At 36.3% G+C, this 26,399-nt stretch carries 18 protein-coding genes; 9 read left to right on the top strand and 9 right to left on the bottom strand.

The features are described from left to right. The first annotated feature begins 43 nt into the window (after positions 1–43). From hutH to HHU12_RS06020, 5 genes are all read left to right on the top strand, one after another. Entirely contained in the window at positions 44–1,612 is a 1,569-nt protein-coding gene (gene hutH / locus HHU12_RS06040) for a histidine ammonia-lyase (protein WP_169655854.1), read from the top strand. Positions 1,613–1,806: 194 nt separating this feature from the next. Then, entirely contained in the window at positions 1,807–3,501 is a 1,695-nt protein-coding gene (gene hutU, locus HHU12_RS06035) for a urocanate hydratase (protein ID WP_169655853.1), read from the top strand. 129 nt (positions 3,502–3,630) lie between these two features. Beyond that, on the top strand, positions 3,631–4,851 hold the full coding sequence (gene hutI, locus HHU12_RS06030; protein ID WP_169655852.1) for an imidazolonepropionase: 1,221 nt from the start codon (positions 3,631–3,633) through the stop codon (positions 4,849–4,851). 251 nt (positions 4,852–5,102) lie between these two features. Next, positions 5,103–6,578, top strand: a complete 1,476-nt coding sequence (locus tag HHU12_RS06025; protein WP_169655851.1) for a cytochrome P450 — start codon at positions 5,103–5,105, stop codon at positions 6,576–6,578. A gap of 39 nt (positions 6,579–6,617) precedes the next feature. Beyond that, positions 6,618–8,081 (top strand): cytochrome P450, encoded by a 1,464-nt coding sequence (locus HHU12_RS06020; protein ID WP_169655850.1) that lies wholly within the window; start codon positions 6,618–6,620, stop codon positions 8,079–8,081. Between the two features lie 40 nt (positions 8,082–8,121). Here the strand turns inward: HHU12_RS06020 and HHU12_RS06015 are convergent, their stop codons facing one another. From HHU12_RS06015 to HHU12_RS05995, 5 genes are all read right to left on the bottom strand, one after another. Next, entirely contained in the window at positions 8,122–8,835 is a 714-nt protein-coding gene (locus HHU12_RS06015) for a LytR/AlgR family response regulator transcription factor (protein ID WP_169655849.1), read from the bottom strand. Position 8,836: 1 nt separating this feature from the next. Next, positions 8,837–9,856: a sensor histidine kinase gene (locus HHU12_RS06010; RefSeq protein ID WP_169655848.1), complete on the bottom strand. Its 1,020-nt coding sequence runs from the start codon at positions 9,854–9,856 to the stop codon at positions 8,837–8,839. 11 nt (positions 9,857–9,867) lie between these two features. After that, positions 9,868–11,946: a TonB-dependent receptor gene (locus HHU12_RS06005; protein WP_169655847.1), complete on the bottom strand. Its 2,079-nt coding sequence runs from the start codon at positions 11,944–11,946 to the stop codon at positions 9,868–9,870. Between the two features lie 33 nt (positions 11,947–11,979). Further along, positions 11,980–12,681, bottom strand: a complete 702-nt coding sequence (locus HHU12_RS06000; RefSeq protein ID WP_169655846.1) for a tetratricopeptide repeat protein — start codon at positions 12,679–12,681, stop codon at positions 11,980–11,982. 235 nt (positions 12,682–12,916) lie between these two features. After that, complete coding sequence (locus HHU12_RS05995) at positions 12,917–13,093, bottom strand: hypothetical protein (protein ID WP_169655845.1); 177 nt, start codon at positions 13,091–13,093, stop codon at positions 12,917–12,919. A gap of 372 nt (positions 13,094–13,465) precedes the next feature. On the opposite strand from HHU12_RS05995, the gene HHU12_RS05990 reads away from it, so the two are divergent. Beyond that, on the top strand, positions 13,466–15,028 hold the full coding sequence (locus HHU12_RS05990) for an arylsulfatase (protein WP_169655844.1): 1,563 nt from the start codon (positions 13,466–13,468) through the stop codon (positions 15,026–15,028). 82 nt (positions 15,029–15,110) lie between these two features. Here HHU12_RS05990 and HHU12_RS05985 read toward each other — a convergent pair whose 3' ends face one another. From HHU12_RS05985 to HHU12_RS05970, 4 genes are all read right to left on the bottom strand, one after another. Beyond that, positions 15,111–15,707: a DUF6515 family protein gene (locus tag HHU12_RS05985; protein ID WP_169655843.1), complete on the bottom strand. Its 597-nt coding sequence runs from the start codon at positions 15,705–15,707 to the stop codon at positions 15,111–15,113. A 75-nt stretch (positions 15,708–15,782) separates the two neighbouring features. Next, positions 15,783–16,478, bottom strand: coding sequence for a DUF2490 domain-containing protein (locus tag HHU12_RS05980; protein WP_169655842.1), 696 nt, complete (start codon positions 16,476–16,478; stop codon positions 15,783–15,785). A 430-nt stretch (positions 16,479–16,908) separates the two neighbouring features. After that, positions 16,909–17,496, bottom strand: a complete 588-nt coding sequence (locus HHU12_RS05975) for a rhomboid family intramembrane serine protease (RefSeq protein WP_169655841.1) — start codon at positions 17,494–17,496, stop codon at positions 16,909–16,911. A 31-nt stretch (positions 17,497–17,527) separates the two neighbouring features. Further along, complete coding sequence (locus HHU12_RS05970) at positions 17,528–18,709, bottom strand: anhydro-N-acetylmuramic acid kinase (protein WP_169655840.1); 1,182 nt, start codon at positions 18,707–18,709, stop codon at positions 17,528–17,530. Positions 18,710–18,761: 52 nt separating this feature from the next. On the opposite strand from HHU12_RS05970, the gene HHU12_RS05965 reads away from it, so the two are divergent. From HHU12_RS05965 to HHU12_RS05955, 3 genes are all read left to right on the top strand, one after another. Beyond that, complete coding sequence (locus HHU12_RS05965; protein ID WP_169655839.1) at positions 18,762–20,018, top strand: competence/damage-inducible protein A; 1,257 nt, start codon at positions 18,762–18,764, stop codon at positions 20,016–20,018. 473 nt (positions 20,019–20,491) lie between these two features. Next, positions 20,492–23,608, top strand: coding sequence for a SusC/RagA family TonB-linked outer membrane protein (locus tag HHU12_RS05960; RefSeq protein ID WP_169655838.1), 3,117 nt, complete (start codon positions 20,492–20,494; stop codon positions 23,606–23,608). A 28-nt stretch (positions 23,609–23,636) separates the two neighbouring features. After that, entirely contained in the window at positions 23,637–25,193 is a 1,557-nt protein-coding gene (locus tag HHU12_RS05955) for a RagB/SusD family nutrient uptake outer membrane protein (RefSeq protein ID WP_169655837.1), read from the top strand. Positions 25,194–26,399: the final 1,206 nt, after the last annotated feature.

Here is a 26,399-nt window from a genome sequence, read left to right as displayed (position 1 = left end):
GAAGATAATTCTAATACCCACATACTAATCATAAATTACTACCATGGGAAAAATATTCAAATACGGCATTGACCATCTGACGGTGAGCATTGCATTGGATATTGCCAGAGGAAAAATCTCTGGAGTTTTAAATAATACAGCGAAAGACAAAGTATTAAAAAGTCAAGCCTCTGTTCAGGAAATTGTAGACAAAGGAGATGTTGTCTATGGAGTGAATACAGGTTTTGGTCCGCTTTGTACTACTATTATTTCAGAAAAAGATACTTCCACTTTACAACACAAAATCTTACAGAGTCATAGTGTTGGGGTAGGAAATGCTATTCCAAAAGAGATTTCTAAAATCATGTTGATCACTAAAGTACACGCTTTAGCACAAGGTTTTTCAGGAATTGCATTGACTACTTTGGAAAGAATCATTTGGCACATTGAGAAAGATATTGTTCCTATGGTTCCCGAAAAAGGTTCGGTAGGTGCATCAGGTGATTTGGCTCCTTTATCGCATTTATTTTTGCCTTTGATTGGACTAGGTGAAGTTTATGATGAAAAAGGAAATAAAGCATTAGCCTCAGATGTGTTGCACAGATTGGGGGTAAAATCATTACAATTAGGGCCAAAAGAAGGATTGGCTTTGATCAATGGTACTCAGTTTATTTTAGCTCATGCAGTGAAGGTGGTTGAAAAATTAGCCAATGCTTTGGATACAGCGGATATCATTGGTGCCATGTCTTTGGAGGGATTGATGGGATCTGCTCGTCCATTCGAGTCTGCTTTGCATCAGATCAGACCTTACAAAGGAACGCAACACGTAGCTTCACGTTTGCATCACATGTTGCAAGGCTCTGAAATATTAGATTCTCATCATGATTGTGATCGTGTGCAAGATCCGTATTCTTTAAGATGTATGCCTCAGGTTCATGGTGCTTCAAGAAATGCTTGGTTGCACTTGAAAGAAATGGTGGAAGTGGAGCTTAACTCAGTAACGGATAACCCCATTATCTTAGACGCTGAAAATGCCATTTCGGGAGGTAACTTCCATGGACAGCCTTTAGCAATTCCATTAGATTATGCAGGTGTTGCGGCTTCAGAATTGGGTAATATCGCTGATAGAAGAAATTACATGATGATTGAAGGACGTTTTGGTTTGCCTAAATTATTAATGGCAGACGTAGGCTTGAATTCAGGTTTCATGATTCCTCAATATACTTCAGCGGCATTAGTAACTGAAAATAAAACGCTTTGTTTCCCAGCGTCAGCTGATTCTGTTCCAACTTCATTAGGACAAGAAGATCACGTATCAATGGGTTCTGTGTCGGGAAGAAAGACACTTCAGATTATTGGTAATTTGGAGCAAATCCAAGCAGTAGAATTATTGTATGCCGCTCAAGCATTGGACTTCAGAAGACCATTAAAATCATCACCAATTATTGAAGCTACTCATGCTTATGTTCGTGAAAGAGTAGCTCATGCAGATGAAGACAGAGTATTGGCTTACGATATTGAAGCAATGCATGATATCGTACAAAGCGGTGCATTGGTTCACATTGCTGAAGAAGTAGCCAAGAAAGAAAAAATCAATCTTGAGGGAGATTTCAAAGCAGAATTTACTTACTAAATTCTATGTTTCAAGTGTTAAGCGATAGCGTCACTGGAACTATGTATTGACGAAGTCTCCTGACTTCGAAATACACTTTGTTTTGTTGGTTCGAAGTCGGGAGACTTCGCCTATGACCAATCACAAGTGACGCCTACCGGCTTAACACTTGCGATATATTAAAAGAAACACATACCATAAATAGATATATAACCATGGAAGCAAAAACATCATCACAACAAAAGTTTGAAGCTTTTTTAGAAAAATACGCAAAACACCCACACTACATTCCTCCAACAGGCCCAGAACTAAATGCTAAGTCTTGGCAAACTGAGGCACCTCTAAGAATGTTCTTAAACAACTTGACAGACGAGGTGGCTGAAGACCCGAATAACTTAGTGGTTTATGGTGGTACAGGTCAAGCGGCAAGAAATAGAGAATCATTAGAAAAGATCATCAAAATTCTTCTAGAATTAGATGAAAACCATTCACTTTTGGTACAATCAGGTAAGCCGGTAGGTGTTGTAAGAACGCACCCAGAAGCACCACGTGTATTGATCGCCAACTCTAACCTTGTTCCAGCTTGGGCAACTTGGGAGCATTTCCAAGAATTAAAAGAAAGAGGTTTAATGATGTACGGTCAGATGACGGCCGGTTCATGGATTTATATTGGAACACAAGGTATTTTGCAAGGTACGTATGAGACATTTGCTTCATGTGCACGTCAGCATTTTGGTGGCGACTTAAAAGGTCGTCTACTAGTGACAGGTGGCATGGGCGGTATGGGTGGCGCTCAACCGTTGGCGGCTACAATGTGTGGTGCGGCAATGTTGGGTGTTGATATTGACCCTGCTCGTATTCAAAAGCGTATTGATACAAAGTACATCGATAAAATGACGCACTCTTATGAAGAGGCGATCCAATGGGTAATGGAAGCCAAAGAAAAAGGTGAAGCATTATCAGTGGGTTTAGTAGGTGATATCGGTGATGTTTTAGAAAGATTAATTCAAGATGGAATCACTCCTGATGTATTAACGGACCAAACTTCTGCGCATGATCCAGTATATGGTTATTTTCCTAATGGGCTATCATTGGAAGAGGCAGAAAAATTAAGAGAAACAGATCCTGTTTTATATAAAGAGAAGTCGTTGAAATCAATGGCTCGTCACGTACAGTACATGTTGGACTTAGAAGAGAAAGGAGCAATCACTTTCGACTATGGTAACAACTTACGTGAGTTTGCAAAGCAAGGCGGTTGTGAAAATGCTTACAACTTCCCAGGTTTTACACCAGCTTATATCCGTCCATTATTCTGTGAAGGAAAAGGACCTTTCCGTTGGGCTGCCTTATCAGGTGATCCACAAGATATCAAAGTTACGGACGAAGCCTTGAAAGAAGCATTCCCAGAAAATACACACTTGATCAAGTGGTTGGAAGAAGCGGATGAAAAAGTAGCATTCCAAGGTCTTCCTTCGCGTATTTGTTGGTTAGGTATGGGTGAAAGAGAGAAAGCCGGTGTGATTTTCAATAACCTTGTGAAAGAAGGAAAATTGAAAGCACCAATTGTCATTGGTCGTGATCACTTGGACTGTGGATCAGTGGCTTCTCCAAACCGTGAGACGGAATCAATGTTGGACGGTTCTGATGCTGTTTCAGATTGGCCATTATTGAACTTGATGTCTAATGCAACAGGTGGTGCCACTTGGATTTCATTCCATCATGGTGGTGGTGTAGGTATTGGTTACTCTCAGCATGCTGGTATGGTAGTGTTGGCTGACGGTACTGAACGTGCAGAAAACTGTATCCGTCGTGTGCTTCATAACGATCCTGCAATGGGTATCTTCCGTCATCATGATGCGGGTTATGAAACAGCAACGAAAGTAGGTGAAGATCACGATTTAATCGTTTGAGGTAACAAACAGGTAAGAGTTAAGAATTAAGAGAGAAGAGGTGGTTCGTGTTTTTGTAGGGATGTTTTATTAAAACGTTCCTACAACAACGCTAACCACTATTTCATTTTCTTGATAAAAATATTCATAATGAAAAAATTAATCGGACCTTTCTCACAAGTTCTCACCCTAGCAGGTTTACCCTTAAAAGGAGCTTTAGAAGATGAACAATTGGAAATCATCGAAAATGCGGGTGTGAGTATTGATGAGAATGGAAATATAGATGAAATCAAATCATTTACTTCATTTGATCCAGCTGACTTTGATGAAGTAGAGCAGATAGAAGGAGAGGGTGTTTTGATTCCGGGTTTTGTAGACTGCCACACCCATATTTGCTGGGGAGGAAACAGAGCTAGGGATTACGCGATGAGAGTGGCAGGGAAACCTTACTTGGAAATTGCCAAAGCAGGTGGAGGAATTCAAGACTCTATGCGAAAAACACGTTCGGCTTCTGAAGAGGAATTAAAAGAAGTAACCGTTTCAAGAGCTAACAGACATTTATCGCGTGGTGTGACTACTATTGAAGTGAAAAGTGGTTATGCTTTAGATATTGACAATGAGCTGAAAATGCTGAGAGCGATTAAATCTGCAGATCTAGAAACAAAAGCTGATTTGGTATCTACATGCTTGGCGGCACATATGAAACCTAAAGATTTTGAAGGTACTTCTAAAGAATATTTAGATAGAGTATTGGATGTTTTATTGCCTGCCATCAAGAAGGAAAACTTAAGTGATAGAGTTGATATTTTTACAGAAGAAACAGCTTTCAATGTAGAAGATTCAGCGTATTATTTAGGGAAAGCTAAGGAGCAAGGTTTTGAAATCACGTTACATGCAGATCAATTTTCTACCGGAGGAAGTAAAGTGGCTGTGGAAGTAGGAGCATTGTCAGCTGAGCATTTGGAATCAAGCACTGATGAAGAAGTGAAGCTTTTAGCAGATTCTGATACGGTTGCAACGGTACTTCCAGGGGCATCATTAGGTTTGGGCATGCAATATCCTCCTTGCCGTAAACTTTTGGATGCCGGAGCATGTTTGGCCATCGCTTCAGATTGGAACCCAGGTTCAGCACCAATGGGAGATATGTTAACGCAAGGTGCCTTATTGGGAGCAATGGAGAAATTAAGCACCGCCGAAGTATTTGCAGGAATGACTTTCCGCTCCGCAAAAGCCTTAAATTTGACGGATAGAGGTCAATTAGAAAAAGGAAAATTGGCGGATATGCAAATGTATCCTTGTGAAGATTATAGAGAAATCTTGTATAATCAAGGGATGTTGGCACCGGCTAAAGTTTGGAAGAAGGGACAGTAATTCATCCTTTATTTCTATAAAAATGAAAGCTCTTCAGTACCGGTTTTTATGGTCTGAAGAGCTTTTTTATTAAGAACTTAATTTGTCATATCATTACAGAAGCGAACCTTAATAAAAACTACATCACGTTCCATTTTTTATTAATTCTTCATTTTTAACTCTTCATTCAAAATATCTCTTTTCTGATTATTTCCGTTATATTGCTCTATTAAATCATAACCAAGCTACTTTTTTAGACACTATAATTTCTGATGGGACAACTCAACTATTCAAAAACTATAAAAGATTTAACGGGTCCGAAAGGACTACCGCTATTTGGGAATTTATTTCAGATTCAAAAAGAAAAAATTCATCAAAACTTAGAAGATTGGGCAAAAGAATATGGAGATTTCTACAAAGTAAACTTCCCTGCAGCAAAGATTGTGGTAATGGCCAACCCTTCTCATATTGATTATTTATTTAAAAATCGTCCCGATAAATTTCGACGACTTTCTAAAATGAAAGACATCATGGATGAACTGGGTTTTTACGGAACTTTTTCTTCTGAGGGTGAAGTTTGGAAAAAACACAGGAAAGTGACACAGCAGACATTGAGTCATAAGAATGTGAAGAATTATTTTCCCTTGATCCTCAAAATAGGTAACCGTTTGGAGGAATATTGGGAAAAAGAACTTGATGGGGAGAATAGTATTACGGATTATAATATCTCTCAGGATTTTATGAATGCAACGATTGATCTGACAACTAATCTTGCATTTGGCTATGATCTCAACACCATTCATGACCGCCGAGAAGTGACGCAACAGCACATCTCTAAAATTGTTCCCAAGCTTAATGAAAGAACAAACTTGCCGATTCCAATTTGGCGATATATAAAAACATCTTCTGATAGAGACTTCGACAAGTCAATGAATATTCTGAAAGATATAATTGGTGGTTTTATTGAGAAAAACAAAAGTAATATCGAGCAGTTTCCAGAGCGAAAAGAAAATCCTACCAACTTTTTAGAGGCTTTATTGGTGTCTCAGGATAAGGAAGATCCGTTTACATGGGAAGAAATTTATGGAAATATTTACACCATGTTGTTGACAGGGGAGGATACTACGGCCAATACGTTATCGTGGTTCGCTTATTATATGGCAATACATCCAAGTATTCAAGAAAAAATCCGAAAGGAAATTTTTGAAGTATTGGGACAGGAAGGAGACTTGAAGGAAATCGAAGACACCAAGAAATTAAAGTACCTTTATGCTACTATCCAAGAGGTGCTGAGAATGAAGCCTGTGACACCTTTATTGTATTTTCAATGCAACGAAGATGTGGTGATGGGCGATACGCTTTTTCCTAAAGATACTTTTTTTATTACGCTTGTGCGTGAAGGTGGAATGGACGAAAAGAACTTCTTTTCACCGGATCAGATTATTCCTGAAAGGTGGTTGAAAAAAGAAGGGAAATGTCCATTTGAAGGGAACCATAATGAAGAAGTGATGCATACTTTTGGTGGAGGCCCAAGGTACTGTCCAGGCAAGTTTTTATCAGAAACTGAAATGATGGTTTTTATTGTGAAAATGATCAAGAACTATCAAATAGAATTATCGGTTCCAGAAAATCAAATCACAGAAAAATATGATTTTACAATGGTGGTGGACAATATGAAAGTCAAGTTGGAAAAGCTTAATTTCATAAAAGCAGATATAACCACTGAGGGCACTTTGGAACAAAAATAGCTATTTAATTAAAACTCAAAATTACTTTCAATACACACTATGAAACAACTTCAATATTCAAAAACAGTGAAGGATTTAAATGGGCCGAAAGGCTTGCCTGTTTTTGGAAATATCTTTGAATTGGATAAATCAAAAATACATCTTCTTTATGAAAAATGGGCGGATGAATTTGGCAGTTTATACAATCTGAATTTTTTTGGTAGAAAACTAACGGTTTGTACTGACACTGAACTAAATGCCTATATTCTTAAACATCGTCCTACAAAGTTCAGGAGATTTAAGAAAATGGCTGAAGTGATTGAAGAAGTGGGTGTCAATGGTGTTTTTGCAGCGGAAGGAGAAAGCTGGAAGAAACAAAGAAAGGTGACTCAAAAGGCATTAGACAACAAAAATGTTCGGTCTTTTTTTCCTGGTATTGTCAGAGTGGCTGACCGACTGTCTAACCATTGGAGCAAGGTTGAAGGAGTTGGAAATTATGAGATAGATAAAGATTTTCAGAAGGCAACTGTGGATGTAACTACCAATTTGGCTTTTGGATATGATATGAATACAGTGGAAAATGATGTGGATAAGACACAAGAACATATCCAGAAGATTTTTCCAAAAATGAATTCAAGAATCAATAATCCCATCCCTGTTTGGAGGTATATTAAAACGGCATCTGATAAGGAGTTTGAAGAGTCAATGGAATATATCAGAAAGGTATTGGGTGAGTTTATAACCAATGCTCAAAGAAAAATTAGTGAAGATATTGATATTTTAGAGCATCCTACCAATTTTTTAGAAGCAATGATTGCTTCTCAAGACAATGATAATCCGTTTACTTGGGATGAAATTTTTGGAAACTTATATACCATGCTTTTGGCAGGAGAAGATACTACTTCCAATTCTTTATCGTGGATCACTTACTTTTTAGCCGCTAATCAAGACCAGCAACAAAAAGTTCAGGCTGAAATTGATGCTATTTTGAAAGGACAGAAGTTAGATAATTTTGATCAGTTAGAAGCTTTTACTTATACAGCTTCAGTGATTAAAGAATCTATGAGGATCAAGCCTGTTACACCGCAGTTGTACATGCAAGCATTGGAAGATGTTGTGATCGGAGATGTCTTCTTTCCGAAAGGAAGTTTTGTAATTACACAATTGAGTCATGCACCTCGTTCGGATAAATACTTTGCTGATGCTTCAACTTTTGCACCTGAAAGATGGCTCGAAAATAAAGAGGAAGGTGGATGTCCTTACCATAAAACACACAATGAGGATGCCATGAAGACTTTTGGCGGAGGAGCAAGAACTTGCCCTGGTAAATTCCTTTCAGAAGTGGAATTGAAGGTGTTTATCATTCGTCTATTTCAGGAATTTGATGTAGAATTGAATGTGGCTCCTGAAGAAGTAAAAGAGGTTTTTGCTTTTACAATGTCTCCAGGAAACTTGAAGGTGAAATTAAAACATCGTTCTATTGATAAAGAAAAAATGATGCAATCAGAAAGCATTGAACAATAAACGCAGGAGGATCTACAGCAGTGTAGGTCCTTTTTTGTTTTTAGACTTTCCAGACTTTTCCTTTAGTGATTTTATCATACACTTCATTATACAATGAACGGCTGATATTCAATTTTTGCCCATTTACAATCAACATTTTGCCTTCAATAGCTTCCACATATTCAGCATTGACAATAAACGAACGGTGAATTCTGATAAACTGATTTTCGGGGAGTTTTTGTTCCACTTGTTTCATGGAAAAGAGGGTGATATGTCTTTTCTCTTTGGTATGAATAAAGATGTAATCCACTGCCGCCTCTATATAAAGGATGTCCTCTAGTTTTACTTTGACGGTTTGCTGATCCTCTTTGATAAAGATGTAATCATCATTGTTGGATGGAGTGGTAACCACTTCTTTTTTATCATTCCAGATTTTATAACTTTTAGCAACTGCCTTTGCAAAGCGGGGAAGGGTGATGGGTTTTAAAAGGTAATCGACTGCATTCAGTTCAAATCCTTCTACTGCAAATTCTCTGTGGGCCGTAGTGAAAATAATATGAGGTGGATTGGAAGCGTTTTTCAACCAGTCTACACCCGTAATTCCAGGCATTTGAATATCTAAAAACACCAAATCAATTTCACTTTTCATCAGCACCTCATCTAATTCAAAAACACTTTTACATTTTGCAATCAGGTTGAGATAAGGGATTTCTTTTACATATTTAGCGATGCCCTCTCTAGCAATCATTTCATCATCGACAATAATGCAGTTCATCTTATTCGTTTTTAAGTTTGATATCTAGTTTTACGATAAATTCCTCTTCTTGATCAGAGATTTCTAAATTGTGTTGATTAGGATATAAAAGCTCAAGTCGCTTGCGGGCATTGATTAAACCCAATCCTCCTTTATCGCTTTTTGGATGATCACTTTTAGTATTTTGAACCACCAAACCCAACACTCCATTTTCTATTGAAATGTCAATGGAGATCGTATACCCTTTTGAATTAATGCCATGTTTAAATGCATTTTCAACAAAGGTAATCAAAAGCATAGGTGCAATGTTATAGTTGATGTTTTCTGTAGGAAAATCGTAATGTAAAGTCAGAAAATCTTGATGACGGATCTGTTCCATCTTGATATAATTCCTCAGGTAATCCAATTCCTCTTCCAAGTTCACTTGATCTTGATTAGCCTTGTATAATTGATGGCTTAATGCATCTGAAAGCTGTATCACTAATTCTTTTGCTTTTTGAGGTTCATCATCCATCAAAAAGTAAATAGTATTGAGGTTATTAAATAGGAAATGAGGTTGTAATTGTGATTTCAATAAGTCCAATTCACTTCTCATATTTTTGTTTTCCAGTTCCTTTACATACTTGTCTTTTAAATACCATTTTTGAACTAGATAAATCGTTGAAGAAATAAAGAACAATACAAAGGTTTCACTTGATGCCGTCCACCAACCTACTTTCCCAGAAAAGAAAGGTTCGATAGTGTCAATTTTTAAGATTACAGCATAAACGGTATAAGTAGCGTAATTACGAATAATGACAGATATGGCCAATAGCATACCGAAGGAAATAAAGTATTGCGGTTTCTTATTTTGGAATAGAAACTTCGGAATTAAGAAATATAAATTGAAATAGACAAAGGGAATTAATGGTGCTGTAATGACCGTAAATGTTATAAAATTATGGAAGATCTCATTATTAAATAACAAGTCTCGAATACTCAACAGAAGTATATAACAACACCAAAAAAGGATATGTATGGCTATTTTAATTAGTTTTTTCATTGAAGTATCATTTATTCAATGGTCATAAATAGACCTAAGAAGATAGATTGTTTGCTTGTGGGAATTTTTTCAACTCTTGCTGTGCCATCTGTGGAATATTCATAACCAAATACTTGATCAAAACCTAGAACATTGGAGAAGGAAGCGAAGAGAACGGTGAAATGTCCCATCAAGTTCATATTGTAATTTATTGCGACATCTAAGTTATGAAAATCCTTTGTTTTATCACTCATAAACAACTCCGCATTGGGGTTTTCATACGGTCTTCCTGAAGCATAAGTATAGGTAAGACCGGGCTGAAGTCGGAGAGAGGGAATTTCAAAATTGGCCACCACATTAAAATTGTGATTGGTGACAAAATCAGGAATGGCACTGATGGGGAAATGCTTATAGTTTCTTTCTGAATCAATATAAGAGTAAGTCACCCAGTAATCTAAGAATGGGATAGAAGATTCATCCCTCCAGAAGATATCGATACCTCTAGCATATCCATAGCCCTCATTGCTGAAACTTTCGTCATTAAATTTGATCAGCTGATCGTATTCTTTATGGTAAAGCTCTACTCTAAATGTTCTTCCCATAATTTCCCTTTTGTAATTAATAATATAATGGGTGGATTTCTGAAAATCCAAGTCAGATTTGTAAGCCAAGTATTCATCTTGAGCTTTTTGATAATAGTCTCCATAACTTAAAGTGATTTTATTGAAGTCATCTAAATCAAAGAATAAAGAAGTACGAGGAGCCAATGCAAATCGGTCCATTCGAGAAGAGTATTCACCTCTTGCACCCAATCTTAATTTTACTTTGGAAGAAAGATGAAACATAGACTCAGTAAAGGCAGAAGTCAGATGGTCTTTCACCCAATAATTACCCCATCGTGTTTGATCATTTCTATAATCACCACCTATTTTAAAGTCCATAAAATCACCAAAACCATGTGAAAGCGTAACTTTAGAAATGATATGCTGATTGTCTTCTTTAAAATTATCCTCGCCCATAGCAATGTCACCTACCGTTTTATTGTAAGAAATGCCAGCATCGATTTCCCATGACCTTGTTAGAAGTCCCTTATAGCTATTGTTGACGTAAATATCATGAGCGGTTCGGTCAAAAATTCTTCCTTCATAAGGTTTTTCAGGATCGAATAACACCACACCGACTGAGCTTAAATTGTATTGAGAAAACATTTTAAACATACCCGTTCTTGTTTTATGGCGGAATGCCGTTTTTGCATTTAATGCCTCAGGCACTTTTACCCAATCCACGTTTTGAGGAGTGATGCCAAAATAAGGTGTAAGGTTGTTGTATGTTATACCACCCATCAATACTGTTTTGTCTTCCCAAACATGACTGTGACTTCCGCCAACTCCAGCAAAGTGAAGATTGATAGAAGAACTCGTTTTCTCAGGAATGTCCTCCGTTTCCAATAACAATACAGAGGAAAGCGCCTGACCATATTCCGCAGAAAAACCGCCAGTAGTGAAGGTGGTGCCATTAAACATAAAAGGATCAAATTTCCCTCGGCTAGGCATGTTGGGCGTATTGCCTAAGAAAGGATTAGTGGCCACCGTTCCATCAATGATCGTCTGCGTTTCAGTGGCATCACCACCTCTTACAAACAATCCCGTTTGATCACCCACTTTAGAAGTACCGGGCAGGGTTTGTAATGCCTGATACAAATCTCCATTTGCACTGGCATTACGAACAATGTCCATTCCCGTCATCTGCATAGCGGTCATTTCTTCCAAAGATTTTCCACTTCCACCATAAATCTCAATGGCTTTTAGTGTAGTACTACTTTTAGGAAGTTCTAGTTTAACAGGATTTGAAAGTGTTGAAACAGAAAACGCCATTTCAGTATACCCAATTGCACTGACCACAAGCTGATCTGATGAAGAGTAATTGGCTGTTAATTCAAATCGACCATTTTCATCCGTTGAAGTGCCTTTCATTATTTCTTTTAGGTAGACACTTGCAAAAGGGATGGCCTCTCCATCCGTATCTAATATCTTTCCTTTGATGATATTATTTTGTGAAAAACCGACTTGATAGAATAGTAATAAAAGCGTAGACAGTAATAGCGTTTTCATGATTTCAAAAGTTGATTGATAATTAGGGGGTAATTAAAGTACTGTTTGACTTAATTCTTTTAAATCATGATCGTGTGGGAATGCTTCAAGAGCTTCAGCACAATATTTTTTGGCTAAATCCATTTTACCTTCTCTTTTGTAAAACTGTACCAATAAGTTGTAAGCTCTTTCCTTGCCCCAAGTAGGTTTTGAAGGGTCGTTAGAAGGGTTATTATCGGCTGAAAGTGCTTTTAATAAATACTTTTCAGCTACTTTTCCTCCACCATATTTTACAGGAGTGTGAAAGTCATTTTCTCCCAATCCTAAATAAGCTCTAGGGTTGTTTTTATCTAGTTTTAATGCTTTTTTATAACGTGCAGTGGATTTAGAAGCAAGTGTTCTTGTTTTTGAAGGATCAAGGCTGATGCTGAAACCTAAAATACTTCCCTCTAAAGCGTAAGATTCAGAATCTCTGTTTTCATCTTGATTTAAGAACTCAATAGCTTGATCAACATACTTTTGAGATGCTGTTTTGTCACCCATACCGATTTCATAAATGCTCGACATAAAAGAAGCATACGCCTTCCAGTACAAATCAGACTGATCACTGATAATGCCTGCCACCTTGTTTTCTTGACTTTGGAATGATTGACCTAAAGCTTTGTCAATGTTGGCTTGAGTACCTTGTGCAAATGAGACAGCGTTAGTAACTGCACAGATCAATAAAAGTGAGAATAGATTTCTAAGAGTTTTCATTGTTTTATCGTTTTTGATTAATGATGTAACAATGATCCGCATAAGTAGCGACCTGAAGAAATTAGATCTGTGAGTGGTTTTATTTTCTCGGTGAGTGGTACGTACGGGTGGTCCTATGTGATGACCTCCCACAGAACCACACAAGAACCATATCATAAAAAAACAGGAATTGAAAAAGATGTTTCATCCTTCAATTCCTGTAATTTCAATAGAGAGTTTGTAATTCATATCCTTGCTAAGCCTTATATACCACATCATCTTCCTCTACATCCGCTCCGGAAATTTTAAACAAAGACCTTGAGTTGTATTGTTCTTCTGTCTGTTCCGTTTCTTGCTCTCTTACATTGTCTCTGTTATACTCTTGGTAACCCCAGCAATTTGGGCAGTCTTGATATACGCTTTTGTTTTTCATGATATTTGATTTTTATGGGTGATAATTATTTGTTTGATACCTCAAAATTAGGGAATTAAAACATGTGATGGAAATCGAAAATTTCTATTCAAGTATTATCAAAAGTGATATTCAGTTGTTTGAAGAGGAACATTTTCAGGGTGCTTGATTTTGTCGTTTTGCTTTTTGTTATTAAAATATAAATCAAAAAATTGTCACTAATAAACATTCATTTTTTAAGTAGGGTTAAAAAAATAATATACTGTTAAAATCTATATTAAGTTTAATATTAAACTAAAATCTATTTCTATATTTGCTATGCAGTTAAGAAAAAGAGACTGTTTAAAATTGATATGATTAAATAGCCTACGGGCTTAAAAGACCAACTTAAAAATGAGAAAAATTGTACTAACGTTATCGGTTTTACTAACGGTAACAGGGGCTTTATTTGCCCAAAAATCAAAGAAAAACAAAAGACCTAACATCCTTGTAATTATGGGTGATGATGTTGGATACGGTAACATCAGTACTTACAATAACGGAATGTTAGCGTACCAAACTCCAAACATTGATAGAATTGGTAAAGAAGGTGTAGTTCTAACATCTGAATACGCACAACAATCTTGTACAGCCGGTCGTGCTGCTTTCATTACAGGCCAATCTCCATTAAGAACAGGTTTATCTACTATCGGTATGCCAGGTTCAAAAATCGGTATCCAAAAAGAAGATCCTACATTGGCTGAGATCTTAAAGCCATTAGGTTATACTTCAGGACAGTTCGGTAAAAACCACTTAGGTGATAGAGATGAATTCTTACCAACAAACCACGGTTTTGATGAGTTCTTTGGTAACCTTTACCACTTAAATGCTGAAGAGGAGCCAGAAGATCCTGCGTACCCACAAGACCCTGAATTCAGAAAAAAATATGGTCCAAGAGGTGTAATTCACTCTTATGCTGACGGTCGTATTTCAGATACAGGTCCTTTGAACAAAAAGAGAATGGAAACAGTAGATTCAGAGTTTATGGATGCTTCTATTGACTTTATGGAAAGAGCTGTAAAAGACGACAAGCCTTTCTTCGTGTGGTTCAACTCTACTCGTATGCACGTATTCACTCACTTAACAGAAGAGAGTAAAAAATTAGTCCATGACTACGGTTTATACGGTGCAGGTATGACAGAATTAGACAATCAAGTAGGTACTTTATTGTCGACATTAGAGCGTTTAGGAGTTGAAGAAAATACAATTGTAATCTTCACTACTGACAACGGTGTTGAAAAAATGACATGGCCTGACGGTGGTATCTCTCCATTCCGTGGTGAAAAAGGATCTACTTGGGAAGGTGGTGTAAGAGTACCTTTCGTAATGAAATACCCTAACGGATTAAAAGATACAGGTCGTAGACTAAACGGTATTGTTTCTCACGAAGATATGGTACCTACAATCTATGCAGCTGTTACAGGTCAAGATGATTTGAAAGAAACATTGAAAACAGAAGGTTATAAATCTGGTGATCAAACTTTCAAAGTACACTTAGACGGATACAACCAATGGGATTACTTCACAGGTAAAGAGGATGCGTCAAGAAGAGAAACATTCTTCTATGTGGCAGACAACGGTATGATCCAAGCGATGCGTTGGAACGACTGGAAAATCCACTTTATCATCCAAGAAGGTGAAGGTCCTGATATGTGGTTCTCAGGTCACAGATTTGCCTTATCATGGCCGAAGATCTACAACTTAGGTCAAGACCCTTATGAAATGGCAGATCACTCAGGAATGTACTTAAAATGGTACGGTCAGAAGATGTGGTTATTTGTTCCTGCAAAGGAAAAATTAGGCGAATTCTTTATGTCATTCAAAGACTTCCCTCCACGTCAGCGTCCTGAATTATTATCGCCAGGTAAAATGCAGGAAATGCTTTACCAAATGATGGATAGAACTCCTAAGAACTAGATCTAGTTCACCTATATGTATATCGTACACCCCAATGCTCATATTGAGTATTGGGGTTTTTATTATGAAATGAACGATAAAACTAATTTTTATAGGATGGTTCTGGAACAACAACAAGTACTTCTTCTCCTTTATCATTTGTACTTGCCATATAATATTCACCATCCAACTCATAGAATTCTTCTCCATTTACAGTAACGGTAGTATAGCCTTTTGGAATAGAGTCTACCTGTGCATCTTTAGGCCCTTCTACCACAACATAACCATTATTTCTCTTCTGGTAGTAGGTGCCGTAGTAATAATAATAGGCTTTGTTTCTAACATTTATTCTTTGATAGCCCACTGGCAAAGTGTTCACTCTAAAACCATAAACAGGAGGAGCGACCACCCAGTTCCTACCATTGGATCTATACCAAACCCCCGCTGCATATGAATATCTAATTTTATTATGATGATAAGCGATAGCATTATTCGGTAAGTGAGTAATTACAGCACCTCTTCGAGGCAAAGTGGCGTAATTGTAATGTACTGCTTTCGATCTTCTTACCTTTTTTACGGTCTTCACCCTTTTTTGCTTCTCATATCTTCGAACTGCATTTTTTCTTTTTTGTCCAAAAGAATCTGTTGTAACAAAAAATGCTAAGGTTATGATCAAGAAGTAATAATAATAGTATTTCATGTCAGTATAATTTGATTAAGTATTTAGTCCAGTAAAGAGAGAGGAGATAGGTTTGTACTCAAAAAAAGAAAAAAATTAATCTCTGAGGTCAAAATCAATATATAAAGTAAATCGAAACACATTACTTGTAGCCGCATGATTATAAGTCCACATATGACCGGCCGTGAAACTAGTATGCTCATCTATTCTATAACCTAATGCATTATAGATACGCAAATCTTCCAAACTTTCATCATGATTATCATGCATAAAAAGTTCTACTGAAGGGACTAAATAAAATGTCCCCGGTTCTATGTGTTCGTTATTGAGCGGGATGTATGCATAAAGCTTATAACGGTATCTATTACTATACTTGGTATAATCTACTTTTTCTTCCCAACGGTGTTCAATACGTACTTGATGGTAAAATTTGACTCTGCCCCAATAATGATGGTATAAATACTGATGCCAGATTCTGTATTCCATCAAAGTAGTCTGATCAAAGGGGTCATCTGTACTCTCAATATCTTGATTAAATTTACCAATGATGGCAGGGCCTACTACAATGTCAAAATTATCATTCACAAAGTAATTCAAACCCATTCTGTTGTAACTCTTATGCAATTCATAACCGGTACCTTTGTCCGTATAACGTAAGTGATGCTCACCATAATATCCCAATTTATCCGAAAGGCGCACCTTTAAATAGGCGGCGCCCCACTGACCAGTATTTTGAGCATAAGTAGAAATAGTGCTTAATAATAGCAACAACGTTATGATAATCCTCTTCATTATAGTAGTGTTAAGTTCTTAATCATATAATTTAGTTTCCCTCATAAGGGCAAGAGGTCAAGACGCAAAATGTAAACACCCATTATTAAAATGGAGACTTACTATCACGTTGCATTAACCTCAGAAAGTGAGAAAGATTTAAGCTATTGTTGTAGTATTTAAATGCTCAACAGCCTAGTACGAGTAGTGATTTCTTTTTTAATTAAAGTTCAAATAATTGAAGCATGTCCTCCTCATTTTTAAAACATGCCTATACACACAAGATTATATCGCAATACCGGAAATATCACTCTTCCGCTTTTTCAACCAACTAAAAATAACAATGTGTAAAACAGAGAATAGGTTGGGGTGATTGTAGATTTATAACAAAAAATAACCCTTGTAAAGTTATAGAACCTTTACAAGGGTTAAAATATAGTAACAGTGTTTCTCAAACTAGATTCTTGGATGAAATCTTTTTTGTAGTTCTTCTGTCAATTCCAAAACCGAAGATTGCACCACAAATACCACCAACAATATGTGCTAATTGAGAGATGTTGTCATCATCAAAAACGGAGAGTAATTCCTGACCGATAAATAAGATAACAATCAATACAAAAGTGAGTGGCAGTTTACCTTTTTGTACATTGACAATAGAGCTCAATAGTATGAACATAAATACAACTCCACTAGCTCCCAAAAGACCGCTCGTCAAGAAAAAGGCATTGATCAAACCGGTGATCAGTGCTGTCATCAAAATCATGGATAACAATTGCTTACTGCCGTATTTCTCTTCTAAAATAGGTCCTAGAAGAAGTATGTAAGTGAAATTTCCCATAAAATGCTCCCAACTGCCATGCCCGATTACATGAGAAAACAATCTGAAGTATGTGAAAGGGGAAAATAAACTCATACTGCCAAATCCTCCTACAGAGAAAAATAAGGTAAGGTCTATATAGAGAAAAGATTTTAGAATTATAAAGGCCGCACTGATAAATGTAAATGTCAGTGTGACCGGTGCATTATATTGTATTTTCATAATTTGACATTTTTAGCCGCAGTATTGAGTTTTAACCTCCACAGCCCATTATTTTATTAAATGAGGGCATTTCTTCATTATCAGTTAATGAAGGAATGTCTTCCTCTTCGTGTTTTACAAAAGGATAGTGAATCACGCCGCCGCAGTTATCTATGGTAGCCCCCGTGACACTCTTAAGACAATTAACCTCTTTTTTCAGACGTAGGCAACCTAAGAAGGCAAAAAGTAAGGCTTCTTTATGTGTAATAATTTCTTTTGGAGGAATAACGATTTCAATATTGGGGCAATGATGTTGTATTCTTTCTATCAAATAGGAATTAAAAGCACCGCCTCCTGTAATCAAAAGTTTTTCCTTACCGAAATGCAGTTTTGATTTTTGAGAGGCAAATTCAATTACTTTGCCAACTTGAATAGCAGTATGTTCTACAGAAGTAGACAATCGGTCTTCTAATTTCTCTACTTTAGAAATAATAGGTAGAAAAGTGTCTAAAAACCATTCCTTCCCTAAAGACTTCACTTCAAAGTTTTCATAAAAAGGAAGTTGATTCAATTCCTCCAATACTTTTTGATTTACCACACCCTCTCTAGCGAGCTGTCCATCTTCATCAAACTCCTTGTTTATTTCTCTTACAAAATAATTTAAAGGCATATTGGCAGGGGAGGTGTCAAAGGCAATCGTTTCATTATTGACCTCAAAAGAGATATTTCCAATTCCCCCTAAATTCAGTCTATAATGATATTCATGAAACAACAAACGATCCCCAATAGGCACTAAAGGAGCACCTTGTCCTTGAAAAGCCAAGTCGGCCACTCTAAAATCGTTGATCACATTACAGCCAGCATATCTAGCAATAGCAGGGCCGTGACCAATCTGAGAAGTAATACCAATTTCGGGCTGATGAAAAATTGTATGGCCATGACTGCAAACAAAATCGACTTTTAAATTGTTCCTATCAATGAAAGATCGGACATGCATCCCAATCTTTCTACCTAAAGCTCGGTCTAATTTTATATATTCAAGGGCTGAAAGATGTTCAGCGGTGTCGAGTTTGTTTTTCCAATCCTCATCGTAATCAACGCTGTCAACGAAGGGCATTGAATAACGCCACTGTTTTTGACTATCTTTCCAAAATTCAGCATAACATAGGTCAATGCCGTCTAGACTTGTTCCAGACATCACGCCTATTAATCGAAATTTGTTTTTACTACTCATTTTAGTTGCAGATTTGAATCATTTAATTTCGCATTTATATTAATAATAAGCAATGAAAACGCATACTTACGTAGAAATAGTTACCATAGGAGATGAAATTCTTTATGGACAGATAACGGACACAAACTCCCAATGGATGGGAACTGAACTAAACAAAAAAGGCTTTAAGGTAATACGTAAAACTTCCATTGGTGACACTAAGGAAGAAATTTTAACCATACTAGAGGAAGCACAGTCAAGAGCTGATGTAGTGCTGATTACAGGTGGTTTAGGACCTACAAAAGATGATATAACAAAAAATACTATTGCTGAATATTTTGGTGTAGAAATGACTTTCCATCAAGAGGTATATGATAATATCGCGGAACTTTTTAAGGCAAGAAATAGAGAATTGACGGTTTTAAATAGAATGCAGGCCGACATTCCTTCCAATGGAAAAGTTTTAATGAATAAAGTGGGCACAGCACCGGGTATGTGGTTTGAAAATGGAGAAAAGACAATTGTTTCTATGCCGGGTGTTCCTCATGAAATGAAATACCTGATGGAAAATCATGTTTTGAATCAGTTGCAAGAGAAATACCATACACCTTTTATAGTACATAAGATGATGAGAACCATGGGGATTCCTGAGTCTAAATTGGCTGAAATGATAGAAGATTGGGAAGAAAATCTTCCCGAAGAACTGAGTTTAGCCTATTTGCCACGCATGGGACAAGTGAGGTTGAGAATTACAGGTGTGAGTTATGACGAAACGGATTTAAAAGATAAAATAGAAAAAGAGGTTGTAAAGCTCAGAGAATTGTTGGGTGAAAATCTTTATGCAGAAGAAGATATTGACATTGAATTGGTCGTATCGGATCTTTTGAAAGAAAAAGGACTGAGCTTGGCTACAGCTGAATCTTGTACAGGTGGTAACATCGCAAAGACTATCACTGGTATTCCGGGGGCATCTGCTTATTATAATGGTGGTATCGTTTCTTATAGTAATGAAGTAAAAGAGTCACAATTAGGAGTGACCTCAGAAAGTTTAAAGAATTTTGGAGCGGTAAGTGAGCAAGTAGCACTTCAAATGGCAAATAATGTCCGTGAAAAGTACAATTCAGATTATGGAGTGGCTACTACAGGCATTGCAGGACCTTCCGGAGGGACTAAGGATAAGCCGGTAGGAACGATCTGGATTGCTTTATCAACAGCTGAAAAGACAGAAGCCAAATTATTAAAACTTTATAATAACAGAAAATTGAATGTGACAGTGACGACTAATTCAGTTTTTAAGTGGCTTTTAGAAGAATTGAAATCCGGGAATTAGTATGAAATATTTTGTTAAGTGATTTTTTTAAATGAAAATTCTAAAAATCACAATGTTAATGTAGTAAAAAAAGAGTCTTAAAATGTATTAATTTTAAGGCTTTTTTTGTTTGTAAACTATTGTTATTGAACTGCTTGTGTTTGTGAGTGTGTAATAATGTAGTATTAGAAGTGTAAAAATGTATTTTATTTTATTTTGTTAACAAATGGGATCTCCCTAAGATTGTGTATGACGTCAGCAATGAAATGAATTATTTACAAATCGCAATCTACTTTTATGAATTTATTATAACTGTTTAAATTTTGACAATTAACTATTAAGACAACATTGGCTCTCTTATTTAATTAAAGCAAGGTTAGTCTTCAATGTTATTCAAGCAAAAACTAAAAGGATCTATTTCAGATTCTCTTTAAAAAATTCTATTTACCGAATTTTTAATTACTTTTTTATTCTTTTTATTTATTAAAGAAAACATGCACAAACTAATTAATTTTAAAAGCATAGCTTGGGTGCTCTCTATGTCTTTTATAATGCTTTTCAGTGCTCAATCTTGGGCTCAAGAAAAAGTATTAACGGGAACAATCTTAGGTGAAGGAAATGAACCCCTACCAGGAGTTAACATCAAGGTAAAAGGAACAACTATAGGTACTGTAACAGATTTCAACGGACAATTTAAACTTAATGTAGCGGATGATGCGGAAGCGTTAGTTTTCACTTTCGTGGGATATAAGCCAACAGAGCGTGTTATTGGCACGCAAACAGTATTTGATGTGACTTTGGCAATAGATCAGGAACAACTAGAAGAAGTGGTTGTAATTGGTTACGGTGTACAGAAAAAATCTCTAGTAACGGGTGCAATTGCAAGTGTGGAGGCAGATGATATTGTCAGTTCGGCAATCAGTGCTGAGCAAGCGCTACAAGGTAAAGCAGCAGGTGTAACGGTTTCACCTCAATCAGGCTCTCCAGGTAATGGTATTAAAGTTCGTATTCGTGGTGCGAGTTCAAATGGTAATAGTGATCCATTGTACATCGTAGACGGTATGAAAACTAATAACATCAGTTTTCTAGCGCCATCAGATATTGCATCAATGGAAGTACTAAAAGATGCGGCTTCATCTGCAATCTATGGTTCTGAAGGTGCAAACGGTGTAGTAATCATCACAACGAAAGGTGGTAATAAAGATGGAAGATCTAATATTGATTACTCTTTCCAGTATGGTATTCAGAGTTTAAATTTGAAGCCGAAAATGATGAATGCTAATGAGTATGCGACTTTCATGAGAGAAGTTCACGATCCTTCAAAAGGTTATGTTCCAGATCCTGCTGAACACGGACAAGGAACAAACTGGCTGGATGAAGCTTCAGAGCAAGCTCCAATGGTGATGCATAACTTATCATTCTCAGGCGGATCTGAAAAAGGATCGTACTTATTGAGTGCAGGTTATACTTCTCAAGATGGTATTATTGGTGGTAGCACTGCCAGTTATGAACGTTACAATGGTCGTTTGAATGTGACTAGAAATCTTAAAAAATGGATTGATGTTCAAGCTAATGTTGCATTGACAAGCTTTTCAAGATCTTCAATTACAGAGGATGAAGCATTTAACGGTATTGTAAACAGTGCGTTGATGATGGACCCTACAGGGGAAGCGAGATATGCACCTAACCAATTGACTCCTTATATGCAGGAAAAATTGGATGAAGGTAAAATTTTAAGAAGAGATGAGAATGGAAATTACTTTGGTTTATCAAACAATGATTTCTTAAAAGGTGAGATTATTAACCCGTTGATCCGCTTGGCGAATGAAAAGGGTGTTTATAAAGAGAATAAAATGCTTTCTACAGGTATGGTGAATTTAAAACCAATTAAAGGTTTGAAAATCAGCTCTCGTATCGGTTTAGATGTTACGCAAGGAAGTTTCAACAGCTGGAACCCTTCATTCTGGGCCAACTCAAACTTAGAGAGCAATGCACCTACAGTATCAGCAAACGAGCAACACTGGAACAATTGGTTATGGGAGAACTTTGCTACATACACTACAAAAATCAATAAGCACTCTTTCACTGCTTTAGTAGGTATGTCATCTCAAGAGAACAAATACCGTAACCTTGATACTAGATCAGGAAATATGGTAAAAGAGAATGATTTATTCAGATACCCTGATTATGTTGACTCAAGAGATAACGATAGAGTTACAGGTAGAAATGAAACAAAAAGAATGACTTCTTACTTTGGACGTTTATCATATGATTATGATAATAGATATATCTTCGAAGCTACATTCCGTAGAGATGGTTCTTCATTATTCTCTCCTAATAATCAATTTGGTACATTCCCATCATTCTCTTTGGGCTGGAATGTTTCCAATGAAAGCTTCTGGTCAGTGGATGCCATTGATTACTTGAAAATCAGAGGTAGCTGGGGTAGAAATGGTAGTTTATCTAACTTAGGTGTTGATCAATACAGATCTTTGATTACTACAACAAATATTTTCTATCCTAATGGTAATGATGGATTATTAACGGGTGCAGAACCTGAGTTTTTAGCGAACCCTAACTTGAAATGGGAAACTTCAGAACAAACTAACATTGGTTTTGATTTAAGAGCATTCGACAGCAAATTATACTTCACTTTTGATTACTATAATAAGTTAACGAAAGACTTATTGACACCATCTACTCCTGCTTTATCATATGGTAATAACGCACCTTTTGCAAATGCAGGAACAGTTTCTAACGAAGGTGTTGAAATGATCTTAGGTTATAGAAATTCAGAGCATGAGTTTACTTATGATGTAAGTATTAACGGTGCTTTCAATAAGAATGAAGTAGTAGAAGTATCACAAGGATTGACAAGAATTGAAGGTGTATCTTTACCAACGTTAGGTCCTGTGACTTACTTCGAGGCAGGTTTGCCAGTATGGTACTTCAGAGGTTACCAAAATGACGGTATTTTCAGAGATCAAGCGCACATTGCTCAGTGGATGGAAGCAAATAACATCCAAGATGCTGCAGGAGATTTTGCTCCAGGTGATCCAATTATTAAAGATGTTAACGGTGACGGAAGAATCAATGAGCAAGATCTTACAAACATCGGTTCACCACACCCAACTTTCATTTTCGGTGCTAACTTATCGGCTGCTTACAAAGGGTTTGATTTGAATATTTTCTTACAAGGAGCTACTGGACACCAAAACTTCATTGGTTTCACAAGAGCAGATAATAATGCGACAAACAGATTACAAAGTGTAACTGCTGATCGTTGGATCCAAGATGGCGATGTAGCAACTTATCCAAGAGCAGGTTATAGTTCAGATAAGTATTTCAAGAGTGATTTATTAGTACAAGATGCAAGCTACTTGAAAATCAGACAAATTCAATTAGGATATACATTGCCTACAAACATTGCTGCTAAAGTATTAATGCAGAAAGCTAGAGTATATGTATCGCTTAATGACTTCTTTACTTTCACAAGTTATGAAGGAATGGACCCTGAAGTGGGTAGTCAAAATAACAACGCCCAAGGTATTGACTTCGGTACTTATCCAATTTCAAGAAAAGTATTATTCGGTCTTGCAGTGACATTCTAATCAAACAACATTAAAAGAAATACTCAAAATGAAATTCAATAAATTTAAAAAGGTATTAACCGTTTTGGGAGCAGCTGCTGTTTTAAGCTCATGCTCAGCAAAATTTTTAGAAGTAGAGCCTTACGGTAAGTCAAAGTCTGAAGACTATTATCAGACTGAAGATGAAGTGGAATTGGCTTTAGTTGCAGCGTATGATATGTTGTCTTCTGATCAGCTTCAAGGGTGGTCGAGCTGTTATGTAATCAAAAACCTTCCATCGGATGATGTGAACTGCGGTGGGGGTAATTCATCAGATCAACCACAGTATCAGGAGCTTGATGATTTCAATTGGCACCCTGAAAATGCAGGAATCCGTTCCTATTATCATATCAACTATTTTGGGGTATATAGAGCTAACTTGATTATCTCTAGTGCTCCTGAAGATGGAAGTGATTTGATGAAAAGAATGATTGCTGAAGCAAAGTTCTTAAGAGCATTCTATTATTTTGAATTGGTGACAGCTTTTGGTGATGTTCCTTTGTGGTTGGTTCCTCCTGTAGAATTGCAAGAAGGTAAAGCAAGAACGCCTAAAGCAGAAGTATATGCTCAGATAGAGAAAGATTTATTAGAGGCGGCAGAAGTACTTCCGGATAAGTCAACATTTGCTGGAACAGGTGATGCTTTCAGAGCGAATAAACAAGCGGCTAATGGTTTATTAGGTAAGGTACGTGTTTATAAAGGTGATTATGCAGGTGCAATTACGCCATTAGAAGCAGTGATCCAAACGGAAGGTTCAGAAGTTGGTTTAGAGGATGATTTTGAAAGTTTGACTTTACAAACTACAGAATTTGGTATCGAATCGTTGTTTGAAGCGTCTTTTATCAGTAATGGCGACACTTGGGGTACAACAGAGTGGAATAGAAATGCTCATGATAACCGACATATTCAGTTATCTGGTCCAAGAGAGTTAAATGAGATTGAAGGAGCAGTTCCAGAGAAAGAGGGTAAATTAAGATCTGGATGGGGATTTTTACCTCCAACACAGGTATTATTTAATGCTTTTGAAGCAACTGATGGAAGAAGAGATGGAACAGTGTTAAATGCTGAAGGTTTAGAAAAGTATTACGGTCAAGAATTCGTTGACGGTTGGGATACAGAAGGTTTAGTTCGAACAAAGTATACTTCATTTGAGTCAGAAACTTCAACTGAGGGTGGAGCAAATGCTGAGTTGAACTACACTACCAACTGGAGATTACTTAGATATGCTGATGTTTTATTACTTGCAGCTGAAGCATATTACAATCAAGGTCGTGAAGCAGATGCTAGAGCAATGCTTAACAAATTACGTCAAAGAGCAGGTGGTCTTATTAACTATGATGCGACGGTATCAGGACAAGCTTTATTTGATGCAATTGTAAAAGAGAGAAGAGTAGAATTAGCCTATGAAGGTTCTCGTTTCTGGGATTTAGTACGTTGGGGACTTGCCAATCAAGAGTTATCAGGAAGAGGGTTTGTTGCTGGAAAGCACGAATTATTCCCAATTCCATTAGCAGAAATTGTAGGTAACCCAGGTATTAATCAAGAAGATCAGAACCCTGGTTATTAATAAAAATACGAAGGGGTTGAAATAATTTCAGCTCCTTCATTTCACAAGAGAATAATTTAGTAAAGTAAAATAGCACAGCCCAACACTATCTTATTTCGGAGAACATAACACAGTTTTTTGATACATTATACATGTAAAGTTATTATTCATCATTAATTACAATAATCAAAATTTTTAACTGGAAGTACTTTTAGTCGCTTCCAGTTTTTTTATGTTTAAGTACTAATACAAAAATAAATAACACTAACTCATATTATTTTTTCTGATTACTGCCTTCCAAAAACTTTAAATAGAACCACTATTTATGCGTTTTTTCGCGTTGTACTCACAAAAAATAATTACGAATTAATTATTATTTATTTTCGGCTTAGTACTTAAATTAAAAACTAGAACCAAAGAGATAGAGTGTTTAATAGATCTATAATTGAAATTTTTGGTTTTACGAAGAAGTATCATTTGTCAATCTTTATTATAAATTTGACCTGTTGGTATTTTGATGGATACACTAATTTTTTGATGAAAGTTAAAAAGACGGACCGTTTTCTATAAGCCCCTGACTTTAAATATGATATGTGATATTTTAATTATTTTTTGTCTTACTATTTTCTTGTAGGATAGTGTTATATTTGGAGAACAAAATAAAGAATGGCATAACAAAACACACATGAAAACTCAACTAAGAGTAACACCCTTCTTACTTCTTAATCCACTGCTTTTTATGGTAGCAGTTTATCAGATTAATAGACTTAGTAATCATAATGATTTCAGAATTATTATGGTTATTTTATTTATAAAACTCGCAGTATTTTCACTTTTCACCTTAATTCTTGACCGAATATTAATCCATAAAATAAAATATGTTGTGCTAGTTGCGATGGAGCTTTTTATGTATTGTTTATTGTCTGCTTTTCTATACTACACTAACTATACAACTTAAGAATGAATGTTTATCTAAGTAGATTTTATCTTTTACCGTTAATTAAAATTAAAAAAAACTAAAACGTGAACTATTGAATATTCAAATTTCGATTTTTTTATGTGCTAAAATTTATTCTTTAAAAATAAGTATTGGGTAGATGTGGTAGTGCTGGTGAGTTACATGTAGTAAACATAATGTCATTTTCCGGTGATTAAGTCTCAGTATTTCAGTTGATTGTGGTTTTGTGATGTAAAAATGCTGTATTAAAATTGAAAAAATGTGGAAGC

Source organism: Flammeovirga aprica JL-4 (assembly GCF_012844305.1).
Taxonomy (GTDB): domain Bacteria; phylum Bacteroidota; class Bacteroidia; order Cytophagales; family Flammeovirgaceae; genus Flammeovirga; species Flammeovirga aprica.
This window is presented reverse-complemented; position numbering and strand designations above follow the sequence as displayed.